Source organism: Vogesella sp. AC12, assembly GCF_024437575.1.
Lineage (GTDB): Bacteria > Pseudomonadota > Gammaproteobacteria > Burkholderiales > Chromobacteriaceae > Vogesella > Vogesella indigofera.
Genome location: NZ_JANFNU010000010.1, coordinates 1 through 15315, shown reverse-complemented (window position 1 = coordinate 15315; position 15315 = coordinate 1). Strand labels below are relative to the sequence as shown.

Here is a 15315-nt window from a genome sequence, read left to right as displayed (position 1 = left end):
GACGTATCTTAACAAGGAATGCGGACAGTTCAACCCTGCGTCGCCAGCAGCGCGCGGATGAACAGGCTCTCGTCGGCGCCGTGCAGCTCCTTGCTGTCGGACAGCATGCGCCGCCATTGCCGCGCGCCCTTCTGCCCCTGGAACAGCCCCAGCACGTGGCGTGCGATGTGGCGCACGTTGCTGCCGTCCTGCAGCCGCGCCGCGACATAGGGCAGCAGCGCCTCCACCACCTTGCCGCGCGACAGCGGGCGGCTGTCGTCGCCGTAGAACAGCGCGTCCCACTCCGCCATCAGGTAGGGATTGTGGTAGGCCTCGCGGCCCACCATCACGCCATCGACGTGCTGCAGGTGGCCGGCGATTTCCTCGTTGCTCTTGATGCCGCCGTTGATCAGGATTTCCAGATCCGGCCGCTCCTGCTTCAGGCGATACACGTACTCGTACTTCAGCGGCGGAATCTCGCGGTTTTCCTTGGGTGACAAGCCTTTGAGGATGGCATTGCGCGCGTGCACGATGAAGGTGTGGCAGCCGGCGTCGGCGACCACGTCGACAAAGGCGCGCATCGCGTCGTAGCTGTCGATATCGTTGATGCCGATACGGTGCTTGACGGTGATGTCGATATCGACCGCGTCTCGCATCGCCTTCACGCAATCGGCCACCAGCTGCGGCTCGGCCATCAGGCAGGCACCGAAGGCCCCCTTCTGCACCCGCTCCGACGGACAGCCGACGTTGAGATTGACCTCGTCGTAGCCCCACTCTGCGGCCAGCCTGGCGCACTGCGCCAGCTCCTGCGGCTCGGAGCCGCCCAGCTGCAGCGCGATCGGGTGCTCGGCATCGTGGTAGCGCAGATGGCGCGGCACATCGCCGTGCAGCAGCGCACCGGTGGTCACCATCTCGGTGTACAGCCAGGTGTTCTTGCTAATCAGGCGCGCAAAATAGCGGTAGTGGCGATCGGTCCAGTCCAGCATCGGGGCCACGGACAGGCGGCGCGAGGGTAAAGCGGAGGGTGCTACGGTCATCGAAACGGGCGACAGGCTGCGCTAAGCATTTGAAAAGAAGATGGATTATCCGCATGTCCCCTGCTGCGGTCAACCACGTTGGCCGCAGCAGGGGACAAGCAGATCGCCGCAACGACTCAAGCCTGGCGCACGTCCAGCAGTTCCTGCAGCTGCCGCAAGGTGGAATCATCCTTCACCACGTGCTGCAGCCACTCCTCCAGGCTCATTTCCGCCCAGCGTGCCGCACGCTCGGCCAGCAGCGATACCGGGCTGTGCGGCTCGTTGTGGCGGAAGTAGCGCGCCACCTCGGTGAGCATCTGTACCGCCTGCTGGCGGTTGGCAATGCTGCCGTCAAAGGCGATGGCCGGTGCGGCAAGCGGTGGCGGGGTCATGGTGGCGGGGGACGGACTCACGGGCTTCTTCTCCTCGGTTACGGTGGCCGCGGGCGGCGTGCTGCCGGTCTGACCACCACCCAGCTGCTGGCGGTAACGCAGCACCAGGTCCTGGCAGGCGTAGATGGCATTGCGCAGCTCGGCCAGGCTGGGTGCCTGCTCGCCAAAGCGCAGCTCGATGCCGGCATCCAGTGCCTCGTAGGCCTGCAGCACCGCCACCAGCTGCTCCATGCATTGCTGGAACCAGGCGACCCCCGACTGCTGCGCGGCCTTGTCGAAGGTCTCACCGGCCAGCTTGCCTTCGGCGATGGCCGCTTCGCGCGCTTCCGGGTTCTTCAGTCCCAGGTTGTCCACCTCGCGCGACTGCTGCCATTGCAACCAGCTGTAGCCACCGAATTCGGGACGGATCAGCGGCAGCTCGCGCACGCCCTGCCCCAGCTGCAGGTTCAACCACTCCAGTTTGCCGACGCGCTCGTCCAGATCGTGCGGGTCCAGCTCCGGAAAGCCGCTGTCCCAGTACTGCTGCAGCCAGCCGTCCAGTGCCGCCAGCGCCAGCTGCAGGCCGGCCAGCCCGGCCACCTTGACCTGCGCTTCGGCATACCACACCAGCAGTTGCAAATCCTTGCTGTAGGAGACGAGGGCCTCTTCGCACAATTTGACCACTTTTGGCCATTCGGCCTGCTTGAGGGTCTGTTCCCACTCGCCTTGCGCCAGGGTCGGGTCGTCGCTGCGACGGGCCTCGCGTATCTGGTCAAACAGTGCCGAGTAGGCCATATCCTCGCCGGCAGGGTGCGCCCCGGCGATCGGAGCCAGTAGTTGTTCTGGTGTCATGCAAATGTACCTGTTGCTTGTGTTCGGATCACGGTGCGCCTCAGCCCTTGCCCAGTTCGGGCAGCGTGGAGATCAGCGTGGCACCGCAGCTCACCTTGTGGCCTTCCAGTGCCACCGGCTTGCCGCCCACCAGCCAGCTACCGTCACCTTCCACGATGGTGCAATTGGCATGCCCTTGCTGCGGGCAGGTTACCTGGTCGCCCAGCAGGGCGACCTGTTTGCCGAACAGTACGGTAGTGGATGCGGCACTCACCACCTTGCCACCGTGGCTAGTCGGGTCGCCTAGGCGAATGGCGCGTTTCATAGAGTGTTCTCCTTGCAGGCCGGCCGCGCCACCGCCAGGGCAGCATGATCGTGATGAAATTGGGTAATGACCGCCGGCGCCGCCAGCCGGGCGCAATGGGTAACCGCCAGCGCCGCCAGCATGGCGGACGTAGCCGCACCGACATCGCCCCAGTCGCGGACCAGGTTGCAGGCTTCGTCGATAGGGTGCAGCGCGATCTGATGGCGGGTGAGATTGCTGGCAATGGCGGACAGCCGCGCGCCACCAACCTCGACATCACCACTGTTGTGCACCAGCCAGGCCACGCTGTCGGCCCGGTTGTCCTGCGGCCGGGCGTCTTCCTCGCTGAACGGGTAGTCCAGCAGCGCTGCATTCACCAGCGCGTTGTCCAGCAGCGCCTGCAACTGGCGGGTGAGCTGCAGGGTTCCCTGCTGCGCCAGCGCCGTCCCGCTGGACGGGGCCAGGCAGGCGAGCACGGGCAAGGCAGACAGGGCCGCCTGAGCGGATGCCGGCACCGGTCCCCAGCCCGCCGGGATGGCGATAGCACTTCGTTCCCAGTAGGGCTGGTAGGGGTCAGCGCCGGCCGCAGGGGCGTGCCCTTCCGCCGCCAGCAGCCCCTCGCGCAGGAACAGCATCAGCACCACGGCGGCACCGGGGCGCCCCAGCTGACGCCAGTGCTGGCGGGTATGGCTGTCCGGCTCCTCATCCGCATCCAGCAATGCCCGCGGCGCATCGGCGGCCAGCACCACCACTCCGGGCAACGTCGGGTCCTGCGCCAGAAACGACAGGACGCGTTCGGCCAACGGGCCGCTGCCGGGCAGAAAGCGACAATCGCTGTCCGGCTGCGACACATCGCCCTGTGCGCTGAACCAGGCTTGCTGCTGCAGCTCGCGCATGCGGCCAACCTGTTCGATGCCGGAGATCTGCGGCAGCACCTCCAGCAACAACGGCAACGCAGCGGCACCCGGCAGCTCGCCATACAGGGCAAGCAAGGCGTCGGCCACACTCGCTTGCAGGCTGTCCAGCACCGCGCCCTCGGCAACCTCCTCCGCCGTCAGCACCGACCACTGGCAAGCGTCAGGCAGTGCCGCCAGCCAGGCGGGTTCGTCACGCTGAGGCAGCGCCTGCCCCCATAACCAGCGACAGGCTATCGTTTGCTGTCGCTCGTGCAGCGCCGCCTGGTGCTGCGTGCGGGCGGCATCGCGCCGTTCCTGCTGGGCGGCGGCCTCTGCATCAGCTTGCGCCTGGGCGGCAGTCTGCTCCTGCCGCTGCTGGCGCAATCGCCAGAGCTGCACCAGCACGGTAAGCATGATGGGCGGCAGCAGGTGCAGCAGCAGCATGACGGTGGAGCTGAGCTGCTGCCAGTGCACCGGGATCAGCAGCCACAGCGCCGACCACCACAGCAGGGTGGACAGCCCCAGCAGGGCCAGTAGTTTCAGCATGCGTCCCGCCCTCCTAGCTCACGCGCACCTTAAGCGCGTCGCCCTTCAGCGCCACGGCGATCTTCTTCACCGGCTTGCCGCTGGCCATACGCGCCAGCAAGTCGCTGGAGATCTGCGCCAGCAGGGTGCGGGTAAGGATGGCGTCGGCATTGCGCGCGCCGCTGTCCACGTCCATGCAACGCGCGGCCATGGCGGCGGCCAGCTCGTCCGGGAACTCCACCTGCGCGCCATGGTTGCTGGCGATGCGCTGGCGGATGCGCTCCAGTTTCAGCTGCACGATGGCGTGTAGCACGTCATCGCTGATCGGGAAGTAGGGCACGATGTCCAGACGGCCAAGGAAGGCCGGCTTGAATACCTGCTGCAGGGTTGGCCGCAGCACCTCTACCAGGTCGTCCGCGCCAGGGGCGCGGGTTTCGCCCTCGACCGTCACGCCGTGTTCGCAGGCCCGCATCACCAGATCGGTGCCGGCATTGGAAGTCAGCAGGATGATGGTGTTCTTGAAGTCCACCTCGCGGCCTTCACTGTCCTCCAGCACGCCCTTGTCGAATACCTGGAAGAACAGCTCCAGCACGTCCGAGTGCGCCTTTTCCACCTCGTCCAGCAACACCACAGAGTAAGGCTTGCGCCGCACCGCCTCGGTCAGCACCCCACCCTCGCCGTAGCCGACATAGCCCGGCGGCGAGCCCTTCAGCCCGGACACGCTGTGCGCCTCCTGGTATTCCGACATATTGATGGTGACCAGATTGCGCTCACCGCCGTACAGCGCCTCGGCCAGCGCCAGCGCGGTTTCGGTCTTGCCGACGCCGGACGGCCCCACCAGCAGGAACACGCCCTTGGGCTTGCCCGGATCTTCCAGTCCGGCCTTGGCGATCTGCACCCGCTCGGCGATCTGCCGCAGTGCGTGATCCTGGCCGATCACCCGTTCGCCCAGCAGGCGCGCCAGCTGCTGTACCTGCGCCAGCTCGTTGCTGACCATGCGCCCCAGCGGGATGCCGGTCCAGCCGGAAATCACGTCGGCAATCACGCTTTCGTCCACGCATTCGAACGCCAGCGGCTGTGTCTGCTGCAGCTCGCGCAGCTCGCGGCGCTTGTGCTGCAGCGGCGACGGCTTGCGGCCCTTGCCGGCCTTGGCCGGCGCCGGCTGCTGGCGGGTGGCGTCGATCTCGGCCACCAGCTGCTGTTGCGCCTGCCAGGCAGCATTCAGCTGCGCCAGATCTTCGTGCAGCTGCGCGTGGCGGATTTCCAGTTCGCCGATGCGTTCGCCGTGCCCGTCCTCGCGCTGCAGCGCGGCAATCTCGCGCTCCACGTTGGCGATCAGCACCGCCACGTCTTCGATCGGCCCCGGCTTGCCGGCGCGCGACAGCGCCACGCGGGCGCAGGCGGTATCCAGCACGCTGATGGCCTTGTCCGGCAGCTGGCGCCCGGTGATGTAGCGGCTTGACAGGTGCACCGCCGCCGCCACCGCCTCTTCCAGAATCTCTACCTGGTGATGCTCGGCCATGGCCTGCGCCAGGCCGCGTACCATCTGTACCGCGATCTCCGGCGCCGGCTCGTCCACTTTCACCACCTGGAAGCGGCGTGCCAGCGCGGCATCCTTCTCGAAGTACTTTTTGTACTCCGCCCAGGTGGTGGCAGCGATGGTGCGCAGCTCGCCGCGTGCCAGCGCCGGCTTGAGCAGGTTGGCCGCATCGTTCTGCCCGGCTGCGCCGCCGGCGCCGATCAGGGTGTGCGCCTCGTCGATGAACAGGATGATGGGCACCGGGCTGGCCTTCACCTCGTCGATGACCTGGCGCAGGCGGTTCTCGAACTCGCCCTTCACACTGGCCCCGGCCTGCAGCAGGCCCAGGTCCAGCGTGCGCAGTGCCACGCCGGCCAGCACCGACGGCACTTCGCCATGCACGATCTTGCGCGCCAGCCCTTCCACCACCGCGGTTTTGCCCACGCCGGGTTCGCCGGTGAGGATGGGGTTGTTCTGCCGGCGGCGCATCAGGATATCGATCATCTGGCGGATTTCCGCCTCACGGCCCAGAACCGGGTCGATCTTGCCGGCGCGTGCTTGCGCGGTCAGGTCGATGGTGTACTTGTCCAGCGCGGCACCGCCACGCGCGGCTCGGGGTGCCTCGGCCGCGCCAGGGTTGGCCGCAGACTCCGCAGCCGCGGCGACGGCACTCTCGCCACCGTGCTGGCGCAGCGCGGCGTAGGCCGGCAGCAGGCGGCCGGCATCCAGCCGCAGCAGCGCCGGGCAGCCGCCCTGCACCGCCGGGCGCAAACTGTCGTCGCGCAGCAGCGCCAGCAACAGGTCCAGGGTGGACACGCTGTCCTGGCCTAACTCCGCGCTGGCCAGCAGCCAGGCTTTTTCCAGCCATTTTGGTAACCAGGCAGACAGCACCGGGTTACGGCTGTTGCCGCTACGGAAGCCATCCAGCGCGCGCTCCAGCGCCTGCTGCAGGACGGGCAGATCGGCGCCGGCCGCCAGTAAGGCGGCAATGGCAGCATTGTCGTCCTGATCCAGCAGAGTCAGCAGCACATGCTCGATTTCGATTTCAAAATGCGTACGCGCCAGCGCACGGCTGGCGGCCTGCTCCACGCTTTGCCGTGCCAGCGGGGTCAGGCGCTCGATCAAGGATTTCAAGGGTACTGACATGGTGTTTTCGTCCAGATAAGAAAGAAAGAGAGCGGCCGCCGCTCAATGCAACAGCGCATAGCGCACGTCGTCCGGGTCCTGCGCCTGCGGCCCCAGCCAGCTGCTGGCCCCCAGTCGAGGCGGCAGGGCGGCATCCAGCCGCGCCGGCGGCACGTCGCGTTTGTCCAGCACCAGGCAGACATCCACCGCCAGCTGATGCCCGACGGCAAACTGCAGCAGTGCCTGCAGGGCGCGGGCTCCGTCGCCCCCCGGCAACAGGGCATCGAATTGCGCACGGCGCAGGCTGCCCAGCCGCAGCTGCAACCGGGTCTGTCGGTCCCACTGCCGCTCACCGGCAAACAGCGAGACCCCCAGCTCGCACGACTGGCCCCCCAGCCGGCTTTGTTCGGCCAACGGCACCGCCAGCCACTGGCCGGCAAACTGTTGTAGCTGGGCACGGGTGGCGAACAGCCCCTCCACCAGCGTTTGCAGCGTCTGCGCCGACAACGGCTTCTGGCTCAGCAAGCCGGCGTAATAAATGAATACGCGCTCGTCCAGCAGGCCGTCCTTGGTCGCCTGGCCACGCAGCCGGCTGAGGCCGACCCCGGCCAGATCCAGCAGGTTGCGGCCAAAACCATCCTGCTCGCCGGCCTCTTCGGCCAACCAGAAGCGGTACTTGCGCCAGGCGCCGTAGAACAGGGCAATGGCGCGATGGCTGAACAAGTCCAGGAAGGCGTGCAGGGTGCTATCGCGGAATTGCTGCCGCCGCTCCAGTAGCAACTCGGTGTACGAGGTCGGCAACACGCCGCTGGGGCCGGTCAGCCCCATGAAACTCACGGTCATCTCGGCCGGCGGAGTCGCCTCGCCCTCCTGCCGGGGGCGGTACTGCACCAGCTCGCTGGCCGGAAACGACAGCGACGCCAGGGTACGAAAGCGCAGTTGCGCCGGCAGCGTGCGCCGTGCCCGGCGCGTGCCCTCGCACAGTCCCAGAAGGCGCACCGCCTGGAAAAAACTGAACTGGCTGGCGTCCTGCGCCAGTGCCTGCCTCAGATCACGAGGGCTTCGCCGGCTCGGGCTGGCCATAAGGCGACCTCCTCATCTCGTTGCACGGTCTTCACCCGCAGGCGGGTAAAGCTGTTGGGCGCGCAGTACAGCGCAAAGAAACGCTCCAGCACCGAGGCAAACAGATAGACGCTGCCGCCGACGTAGTAATCGGCATCCAGCGTCAGCGTGATTTCGGTACCGCGCACGAAGCCGGAGAAATGGCGGCCGTTGACGCGCTGTACCGCCGGCTGGCTGCCGATGCCGACAATGCCCTGGATCTGGCGCACGTTGGCCGCAGCCTCACCCAGGTTGTACAGGGTCAGCATTTCCTGCAGCGCTTCACGCCCTGCCTCGACAATCGACATGTAGTTGAGCGACAGGTGCGAGATCAAGCGCCACTGCAGCGCCCGTCCCAGCGGACTGCGCTGGCTGGCACCCGGCTTGCGCAACAGGCGCACGCGCTTCACCACCGAATGCCCGGGCAACTGGAAATCGGTACGCTGGGTCGCCTGACTGCCACCAAACGGAATCTGCTCCGGCAGATCGCGGTTGCTGCACAGCAGCGTCAGACTCAGCACCTCGCCCCCCGGCCGTACCGCCTCAAACTGCAGATCCACCAGGTGCAGCGCCATGTCGGTACCGCGGTCCCCCTGCCGTACCGACGGCTCACGCGTGGCATGCCAGTAAAAGCGCGGTGCCTCGCCGCTACCGTGGCGCGTGGCATAGAACGGCAACACCTCTTCGCTGCTCTCGCCTTCGCCGGATTTCTCCACCCGCACCACTTTGCGAATCTGCACCACCTCGTAAGCCTGCTGCTTGCGCGCATCGGTGACGACCGGATAGCTGGCTTTCTGGTGGGTGACGCGAATCGGCTCGCCCGGCTGCACAAACAGGTTGATCAGCGGCGTGCAGCCCAACTTCAGGTGCGCCGGCTGCAACTGGCTTTGCAGGCGGTGATGGCGCTCGCTGTCCGGGTAGGTGCGCAGATGCAGCCGCAATTGCAGGGTGTCGCCCGTCAGGCGCGCCGCCAGCGGCGCCAGGTTCAGCAGATCGACGAACAGGAACTTGTCCGGGTAGCTGAAGTACTCCGACAGCAGCCGGTAGCCCATGAACGAGCGCTCGTCATACTCCAGCATGCCCTCGTCACGGCCGAAACCCACCGCCTGCAGACTGTCTGCGGCCAACGTGCGCGGGCGCGCCGGGTCCTCGCTGCCATCCCCTGCCTGCACCCGCAGCACATTGGACAGCAGCATCTCGTACAACAGGTGCATCAAGGCAGGCTCGCCATCGAGGAAAAAGCGCAGCGACTGCAGATCGATGGCATTCAGCGCCACCCCGCCCTGGGTCTGCAGCCGCAGGGTCAGCACTGCCGCCGCATCCGGCGCCAGGCTGCGCAGGTAGGGCGAGCCGCTGGTCAGTTCCAGCTTGGCTTCCTGCAGCTGCAGCGGGTACAGGTCCACCGGGTAGACGCTGCGGAACTTGCAGTTCACCCCCTGGATGGCTGGCGCCAGCACCTGCTGCCCACGCTCGATGCGGTAGCGCTTGCCGATCTCCGGCCGCTGCGCATCGCACTCGAACTGCACCACGGTGGCCGCCGGCATCGGCTGCAGGTAGTGCGGATACATCACGTCCAGAAAGCTGGTGGCCACCTCCGGGTAGTCGTCATCCAGCTTCTTGTGCACCCGCGCCGCCAGAAAGGCAAACGCCTCGATCAGCCGCTCGGTATGCGGGTCTTCGCACTGATCGCCTTCCAGCTGCAAGCGGCCGGCGATCTTGGGGTAACGGCGGGCGAACTCGCCCGACAGCTCGCGCAGATGGCCGAGCTCGCGTTCGTAATAGGGGAGGAGGGATTCGAGCATGTCAGGTATTCCGGATTACAGGATTGCGCGTATGTGCATCGCGGCAGGTGACGGCAAGCTGCTGTTCCAGATGGTCAGAGGTGGCCGTCAGCAGCGGGGAGGCCGCGACCAAGGTTGGCCGAAACGGCAGTCGCCGGTGACATGAACGGCGAAAGCTCATAGCGGCCCCGTCTTGGCGACAGGCATGCCGGTGGCCGGGCTCAGGCCCTTGGCGTTGGTCATCTCGGCAATACGCGCTTCGCTTGGCAGCGGCATAGAAGAAACTGGCCCCGCAAATGGCGGCCGGAGCGAGAAACAGGGAGGAAGTAAGTAGCCTGGGCATGCTTACAGCCACCCCAGCTGCTGCAACGGTAGGCGCCAGTCCATACCATGCTGCCAAGCGTAGTACAGCCACAGCCCTACTACGGTATACAACGGCGGCAAAAGGTTGTAGCCCAGCAGCGCCAGCAGAGAACGAACTTCGGACTCATGACTGGCCACTCGGATAGTCTTAGGGAAACGTGGCTCGTAACTGAGCAGCAAGGATACGTAGTGGCCCAGCCCCCAGATCACGAACACCGGCGTCAGCCCCAGCCGCAGCCACAGGAAGCTGCGTCCCAGGTCGAAGCCACCAGGCAAGCTAAGCCGTGACACCGCCCACATGCTGACCAATGGGTTAGGCCACTTGCTGCGCAGACGCCTGGGTTCCGGTACCGCATCGGGGCCATCTTCCATGAAGCGGCGGATGTACTCCCAGAACGAGAGCAGCTGCTTGTAATCACGGCAGGCGTTGCCGACGAAGGCAACGTCCGTGGCAAACTGGCTATGGGGATTCTCGTTGTCGACGACTGCGGTACCGATCATCAGCATGCCCCCTACTCCCTCGTGGTTGGGCATGTCTTTGGGCAAGGCCGCATCCATCTCTTCCCAGTTGTAAGTTCTTACCCCACCCAGAAAGGTTGGCCGCAGAAAATAGACCTGTCGGGTATCACGATTGAAACGCACTACCAGTCGGCGCATGGTGAAGGCTTCAAGGCGCCAGATTCGGGCAAGGTAGCGAAAAAAAGCATAAAAAAGTAAAGGTGTAATTACCAAAGAACCGATGAGTGCCAGCCAAAATCCAGCATCAGGAATTAGTTCGGCCCCAGAATAATCTCTTCCCGTAATCAACTGCCCTAGCAGCTCAACTAGAAATTCTGCCCAGAAAAATAATGCGTAGCAGAGCACACCTAAAACCATCGTCAACAGCCCGCGCTTGTCGTCGTTGTAGGTACACACTTCCAGATAGCTAGCTGTCTTATGGTAGATAGCGTTGTTGTCATCAACTGTTTCTGCTCGCGCTTCCTTAAGATTCGTTTCTCGCCCCAGCCATTCTTCAAGTTGCTTACTTGCCTGCAACTTTTCCTCACGAGCCGCGATCTTGGCAGCAACGTCCTTCTGTACGCTATCCATCCAGGAGCCCGGCTTGTGTTTGCACCGCCCCATAGCCTGAAGCCATTCCATGTAGTACATGCTCAACCCACCTCCAACACAGCTGCATCCAGTGCGGCCATTTCTTCTTCCGTCTTGCCAAAGCTGCTACTGCTTCGATCCTTGCGCAAGCAGGACTTGTCGCACCAACTCTCCAGCGCATCGTCGCTGAACATCCAAATGGCGAGCGTCAGCCCCACCCCGGCAACCGTAAACAAGCGGGCACCACGCAATAGCAATAGCGCCATTCGTTCAGCTGCCAAATAACTACTTGCAGACAACAATGCCTCAAGCGACCAGGCCCAAAGCTTGGTCTTGGTACGTGCGAGCAACCATTGCAGGAACGGCCCCGAAGCACCGATCGCGATACCCGCCCCAACCAACGCGCCAGACAAGGAAACAACCCCACGTAATGCATAAATAAATACCAAGCCGGTGTTCTTACCTTTCATATCTTTGGCACTATCAAAATCCACCACTCCGCCAATAATGCCGCCAACTGCGCCCAGTGCCCCGGCGCCCAACTTGAGTGCCGCGGTGCCGACATGGCTGCTGCTGACCAGCGCGGCATTGCGACCTTTTGCCATCCGCTCGCAAACGCCCCCCGTCAACTCCAGCAGCACAGCCCCCATGCCGAGACTGGCTGCAGTGAGCTCCCATGCGGCTTTCTGACCGGGGGAGTCCTTCAGGGAGTTGCTTTTCAATAGCACGTTGGCCATTTCCAGTACCGCCACCACTGAGCCAAAACGCAGCCCATTGAAGTCGTTACCCTTGCTGGCATCGGTAAGCAGCTTGTTGATCTGATTGCGCGTGGCTTTGCTGACTGCATATGTTTTGCTGTTGAAAGCCTGCGGCGAGGGGTAGGCTGCCTCCAGCTCCTTACTCAGAACCTTGCCCAGCGACAATTTGAGCAGTGCATGCAGCACATTGGAGCGGGCTATTTGCCGATCGATAAATTTCCCACCCGGCAAGTTGGCCAGCAGGGCATGCCCACTCTGCACCATGAGCAGGCTGATCCCCCCTAGATGAGAAACACTGACCACCCCATTGTTCTGACCGCTCTGGGCGATGGCATTGGCCAGATCATTTACCTTGGCCCACATGTCGCTCACCCCTTTCAGGCCTTCCTGCCATTTGCCCGCGGTATCCGCGATACCACCAGACAACCCGCCTGCCGCGACAAACTCTTCTTTGGCCTTTTTTTGGTTCAGCAACAGGGCATTGAGCAGCATGGTGCCAAACGTGAGATTTTTGGCATCCAGCTGTTGATTCAGCCAGCCCTGCCCGCTCAGGCAGCTGTTGATGCCATGAATACATACCCCGATCTGGGCCGAGCTGGCGATGCCACTTTCCAGGTGGTTGTCGTCATACAGCGCCAGCGTGTTATGCAGCAACGCGTCGTTCAGCCATTGCAGCTGATCATGAGCGCGCAGCTCGTTGAGCACATCGCAGGCTTGCGCCACCAGCTGAAAGCCCTGCGCCACACCCTGGTACATGGATTTGGGCTGCAGGCGTTTGGCGTATTTGCTCCAGGCAGCATCGCCGATACGTTTGGCGTTCTGTTTGCGCCATTCCGCCCGCTTGTGCTCGTACTCGGCACGATTCTTATAGATGGCATCCGGTGGGGTGCCACGCAGGTCCGGCATACTGTATGGGCGTTTCTTGGCTTCGGCGGCGAGGTCATCCAGCGACACGCCTAGCTTGGGCTCGCGCTGGCTGATCGCCCCTTGGCGGATCTGCTGCTCGGCGTTATCCACCGCGGTGATGATCGCCAGCAGCTGTTCGTTGGTGTACGAGCCGTAGAACGACGTTGTACCTTGCATCAGCTTGCTTAGCCGGTTGATGGATGCATTACGCCAGTTGTTCAGTTCCTGCACGATACCCAAGGGGTCGTGCAGGACGATGGCCAGCCCTTTCTTGTTGACCAGTTCAGTTTGCAGGTTCTGCAAGCGTCCGGTGTAAGGATAGGGCTGGTTCCTCACCAGGCTAACGTCTTGCCCAAAAAACGGATGCAGGTGACCATTAAAGCGTGGTGCCAGCTTGCGACCATCACCTTGCAGTGAGCGAAATTCCGCCACGGTAGTCGGCAGCTCGGCAGGCAGCATGGCGTGAGGCTGCGCCACGGCCTTGGCCTTGAAGCTTTGCAGCATGCCATGCAGTTTGCTGTCGGTTTCGACCTTGAGCAGGGCGGCTTTGGTCAACGGGTCAGGCAGGAACAGTACTTTCAGCTCGGAAACATCCTCTGCCTTTTCGACGCTGATCATTGAAGCATTAACACCATGGGTTTCCGGATTGCAGCTGAACGCCGGCGGTGCGACAGTCTCGCCCAGCGGTATTCTGGCGATGTAACCTTGGCTGTTTATCGCCCAAGCGCTATCCCATTTCAGCTTGCCTTTTCGCTTTGCCATTACATAAAGGTAGCCATGGCGCAGCATGCGCACGGTGTAGGCGGCCGAGCCCAGTTTCTTGTCGGCCACGCCCTTGCCTAGGTTGCCGCTCAATTCGGCAAACTCGGCATGTCCTGCATCACTGGCCGCCACGGCATAGCGCAAAGGCAGCAGCAGCAGACCCTTCTTGCCACAAAACTTGTTTTTGCACTGCGTTGGCTCGCTCACGCGATAACTCCTCTTGTCTTGTCGGCTACGGGCCAGCGGATTGGCTTGGCCCAAAATTCGGCCCCCGCAAACAACAGCCATTCAGTCAGGGTTGGGGAACGGTCTTGCTGGTATTGCTGCAGTTCTGCCGCCACCTCCGGGTAGCGTTCACGGCAATCCCTCCCCAACAGCAGCCACAGCAAGGTACAACCCACCATGTCGTCCTGGCTGGCAACCCAAGGCAGCGCCGCAGCTTGCCTTAGCAGCGCGCATGCTTGGGCAAATTCAGGTAGCTCATCCAATGCGACGGCCATTGGATACAGCTCGTGCAACCCATTCAGGCACCGCAGCAAGTGGTGGTATGGCGCAGCCAGATCTAGTGCCTGCCAATCTTCAGGGGCCAGTACCAGATGGCCGCTCCGCGGCCACTGACTGTCATGGTGCATGCAGCAGTACTCACCGGAATAATCCGCGTACCACCAGGCATCAATCGGACCCAGCAACTGGTTGCGTTGCGCTGCCGGCAGTCCTTCATCCAGCAACCGGGTTATCCGTGGGTCGTAGTAGCGCAGGTGATGCACCTGGCCATCCGGGTGGGGCTGTGCAAACAGGCGGCGCAGATGGTGCAGTACCTGCCCCGCTGGCTGCATCGAATACAGCCAGCCAGCCACCATGGTATTGCCCCCTTGGATCAGGGACTGCCGGATACCATCCACCCCAAGTTTCGCCCAAAAGCGCTTCTGCTCTGCCGTCATGCCAGGCAAAACTGACAAGTCGATCAGCAGGGGCGCGCGCTCCGGCTCATGGGAAAAAAATGCATCCTCAAGCACGATGGCAGCCTCGATCGGCACGACCAGATCCTCCTCTACCGCCAGCGGGTTACCCTGGGTACGATCCAGCAGCAAGTACCAGCCTTGGGCACCAGAGGAAAACACTTCTGCTGGAAGTGCAGATCGGCTCATGTCCATTCGTGGCTCCATCAGAACGGGTACGGCGTACTGGCCGCTCCGACATGAGCCGCATCCGCCGCTTGGAAGCTGCAAGGCTGCGGTGGTTTGAAGGAGGGGAATGGCACACTTGTGCTCGCCGGCCCGCTCCAGTCATGGCTCGCCCCCTTGAAGCTCACCTTGCCCGGCGCGTGCAGTTCGATCTTGCCGTCCTTGATGCGGATGTAGGCGCCGCCACAGGTCAGCAGCACTTCCTTCTTGCCGTTGAACAGCTGGCTGGCGCTCAGGCTGCTGATGCTCACATCCTTATCCGCCGTCAGCTCCATTGCCCCACTCTGCGCCTGAACCTGCACCTTGCCCTTGGCGGCGATCAGTTTCAGCGAGACCCGGTCCTTCACCCCGGCCACGAACAGGCTGATGTGCTGGCCGACGTTGTGCAGCCACCTCCTGCCCGAGGTCTGGTTCAGGTCGCGCTGCGCCACTTGGTCGATGTTGCTGCCTGCGGCCAAGGTCAGGGAGTGGTCGGTCGTTGCGGCGAGGCCGGCCGGGGCGCTGAGGATCATGAGCGGCTGCTGGCCGGCCTGTTCCTTTGCGGTCTTGGACTCCTTGTCGGTATTGCTGCCGGCCTCCCAGGCTTTCAGCGCCTGCACGTGGTGCTGCAGGTGGCCGTCGGCTTTGTTCGCGCCCTTGCCGTTGTCGGGCCTGATTTCGGCGGGCCCGGTTTCCTGGGTATCGGCCAGCTGCGCCGTGGCGGTGTCGGCCAGGGATTGCGCCAGCGCCAGCGCGGCGTCGAGCTGGCTCTGGGCGCCGTCGCGCGCCAGTTGTTTGCCGCCGGCGCCGGCTTGCGCTTCGGTGC

11 protein-coding genes are annotated in these 15315 nt (G+C 63.8%); all 11 read right to left on the bottom strand.

All coding sequences use genetic code 11. The annotated features are described in order from the left end of the window. Window positions 1-29: 29 nt before the first annotated feature. A complete protein-coding gene (gene dusA, locus NOM55_RS13745; protein WP_255909094.1) occupies window positions 30-1016 on the bottom strand; it encodes a tRNA dihydrouridine(20/20a) synthase DusA in 987 nt (328 codons plus the stop codon). Window positions 1017-1132: 116 nt separating this feature from the next. Next, window positions 1133-2218 carry a type VI secretion system protein TssA gene (gene tssA, locus NOM55_RS13740; protein WP_255909092.1) on the bottom strand — a complete coding sequence of 362 codons (1086 nt, stop codon included), beginning with the start codon at window positions 2216-2218 and terminating at the stop codon, window positions 1133-1135. A 40-nt stretch (window positions 2219-2258) separates the two neighbouring features. After that, window positions 2259-2522, bottom strand: a complete 264-nt coding sequence (locus NOM55_RS13735) for a PAAR domain-containing protein (RefSeq protein WP_255909091.1) — start codon at window positions 2520-2522, stop codon at window positions 2259-2261. After that, window positions 2519-3943 carry a hypothetical protein gene (locus NOM55_RS13730; RefSeq protein ID WP_255909090.1) on the bottom strand — a complete coding sequence of 475 codons (1425 nt, stop codon included), beginning with the start codon at window positions 3941-3943 and terminating at the stop codon, window positions 2519-2521. The genes NOM55_RS13735 and NOM55_RS13730 overlap by 4 nt, the downstream gene beginning before the upstream one ends. Window positions 3944-3956: 13 nt before the next feature. Continuing rightward, on the bottom strand, window positions 3957-6587 hold the full coding sequence (gene tssH / locus NOM55_RS13725) for a type VI secretion system ATPase TssH (protein WP_255909089.1): 2631 nt from the start codon (window positions 6585-6587) through the stop codon (window positions 3957-3959). A 42-nt stretch (window positions 6588-6629) separates the two neighbouring features. Beyond that, window positions 6630-7649, bottom strand: coding sequence for a type VI secretion system baseplate subunit TssG (gene tssG, locus NOM55_RS13720; protein WP_255909087.1), 1020 nt, complete (start codon window positions 7647-7649; stop codon window positions 6630-6632). Continuing rightward, window positions 7613-9469, bottom strand: a complete 1857-nt coding sequence (gene tssF / locus NOM55_RS13715; protein WP_255909086.1) for a type VI secretion system baseplate subunit TssF — start codon at window positions 9467-9469, stop codon at window positions 7613-7615. The genes tssG and tssF overlap by 37 nt, the downstream gene beginning before the upstream one ends. A 324-nt stretch (window positions 9470-9793) precedes the next feature. Further along, window positions 9794-10960 carry a DUF6708 domain-containing protein gene (locus tag NOM55_RS13710; protein ID WP_255909085.1) on the bottom strand — a complete coding sequence of 389 codons (1167 nt, stop codon included), beginning with the start codon at window positions 10958-10960 and terminating at the stop codon, window positions 9794-9796. Window positions 10961-10962: 2 nt separating this feature from the next. Next, window positions 10963-13533, bottom strand: a complete 2571-nt coding sequence (locus NOM55_RS13705) for a T6SS effector BTH_I2691 family protein (RefSeq protein WP_255909082.1) — start codon at window positions 13531-13533, stop codon at window positions 10963-10965. Beyond that, window positions 13530-14480, bottom strand: coding sequence for a DUF4123 domain-containing protein (locus NOM55_RS13700; RefSeq protein ID WP_255909079.1), 951 nt, complete (start codon window positions 14478-14480; stop codon window positions 13530-13532). The genes NOM55_RS13705 and NOM55_RS13700 overlap by 4 nt, the downstream gene beginning before the upstream one ends. An 11-nt stretch (window positions 14481-14491) precedes the next feature. Then, a partial coding sequence (locus tag NOM55_RS13695; RefSeq protein WP_255909076.1) for a DUF2345 domain-containing protein occupies window positions 14492-15315 on the bottom strand: 824 nt, incomplete at its 5' end.

Excerpts from the sequence above, each read along its gene's own strand:
- dusA (WP_255909094.1), bottom strand. The coding sequence starts at position 1,016 with ATGACCGTAGCACCCTCCGCTTTACCCTCGCGCCGCCTGTCCGTGGCC.
- tssA (WP_255909092.1), bottom strand. The coding sequence starts at position 2,218 with ATGACACCAGAACAACTACTGGCTCCGATCGCCGGGGCGCACCCTGCC.
- NOM55_RS13735 (WP_255909091.1), bottom strand. The coding sequence starts at position 2,522 with ATGAAACGCGCCATTCGCCTAGGCGACCCGACTAGCCACGGTGGCAAG.
- NOM55_RS13730 (WP_255909090.1), bottom strand. The coding sequence starts at position 3,943 with ATGCTGAAACTACTGGCCCTGCTGGGGCTGTCCACCCTGCTGTGGTGG.
- tssH (WP_255909089.1), bottom strand. The coding sequence starts at position 6,587 with ATGTCAGTACCCTTGAAATCCTTGATCGAGCGCCTGACCCCGCTGGCA.
- tssG (WP_255909087.1), bottom strand. The coding sequence starts at position 7,649 with ATGGCCAGCCCGAGCCGGCGAAGCCCTCGTGATCTGAGGCAGGCACTG.
- tssF (WP_255909086.1), bottom strand. The coding sequence starts at position 9,469 with ATGCTCGAATCCCTCCTCCCCTATTACGAACGCGAGCTCGGCCATCTG.
- NOM55_RS13710 (WP_255909085.1), bottom strand. The coding sequence starts at position 10,960 with ATGTACTACATGGAATGGCTTCAGGCTATGGGGCGGTGCAAACACAAG.
- NOM55_RS13700 (WP_255909079.1), bottom strand. The coding sequence starts at position 14,480 with ATGGACATGAGCCGATCTGCACTTCCAGCAGAAGTGTTTTCCTCTGGT.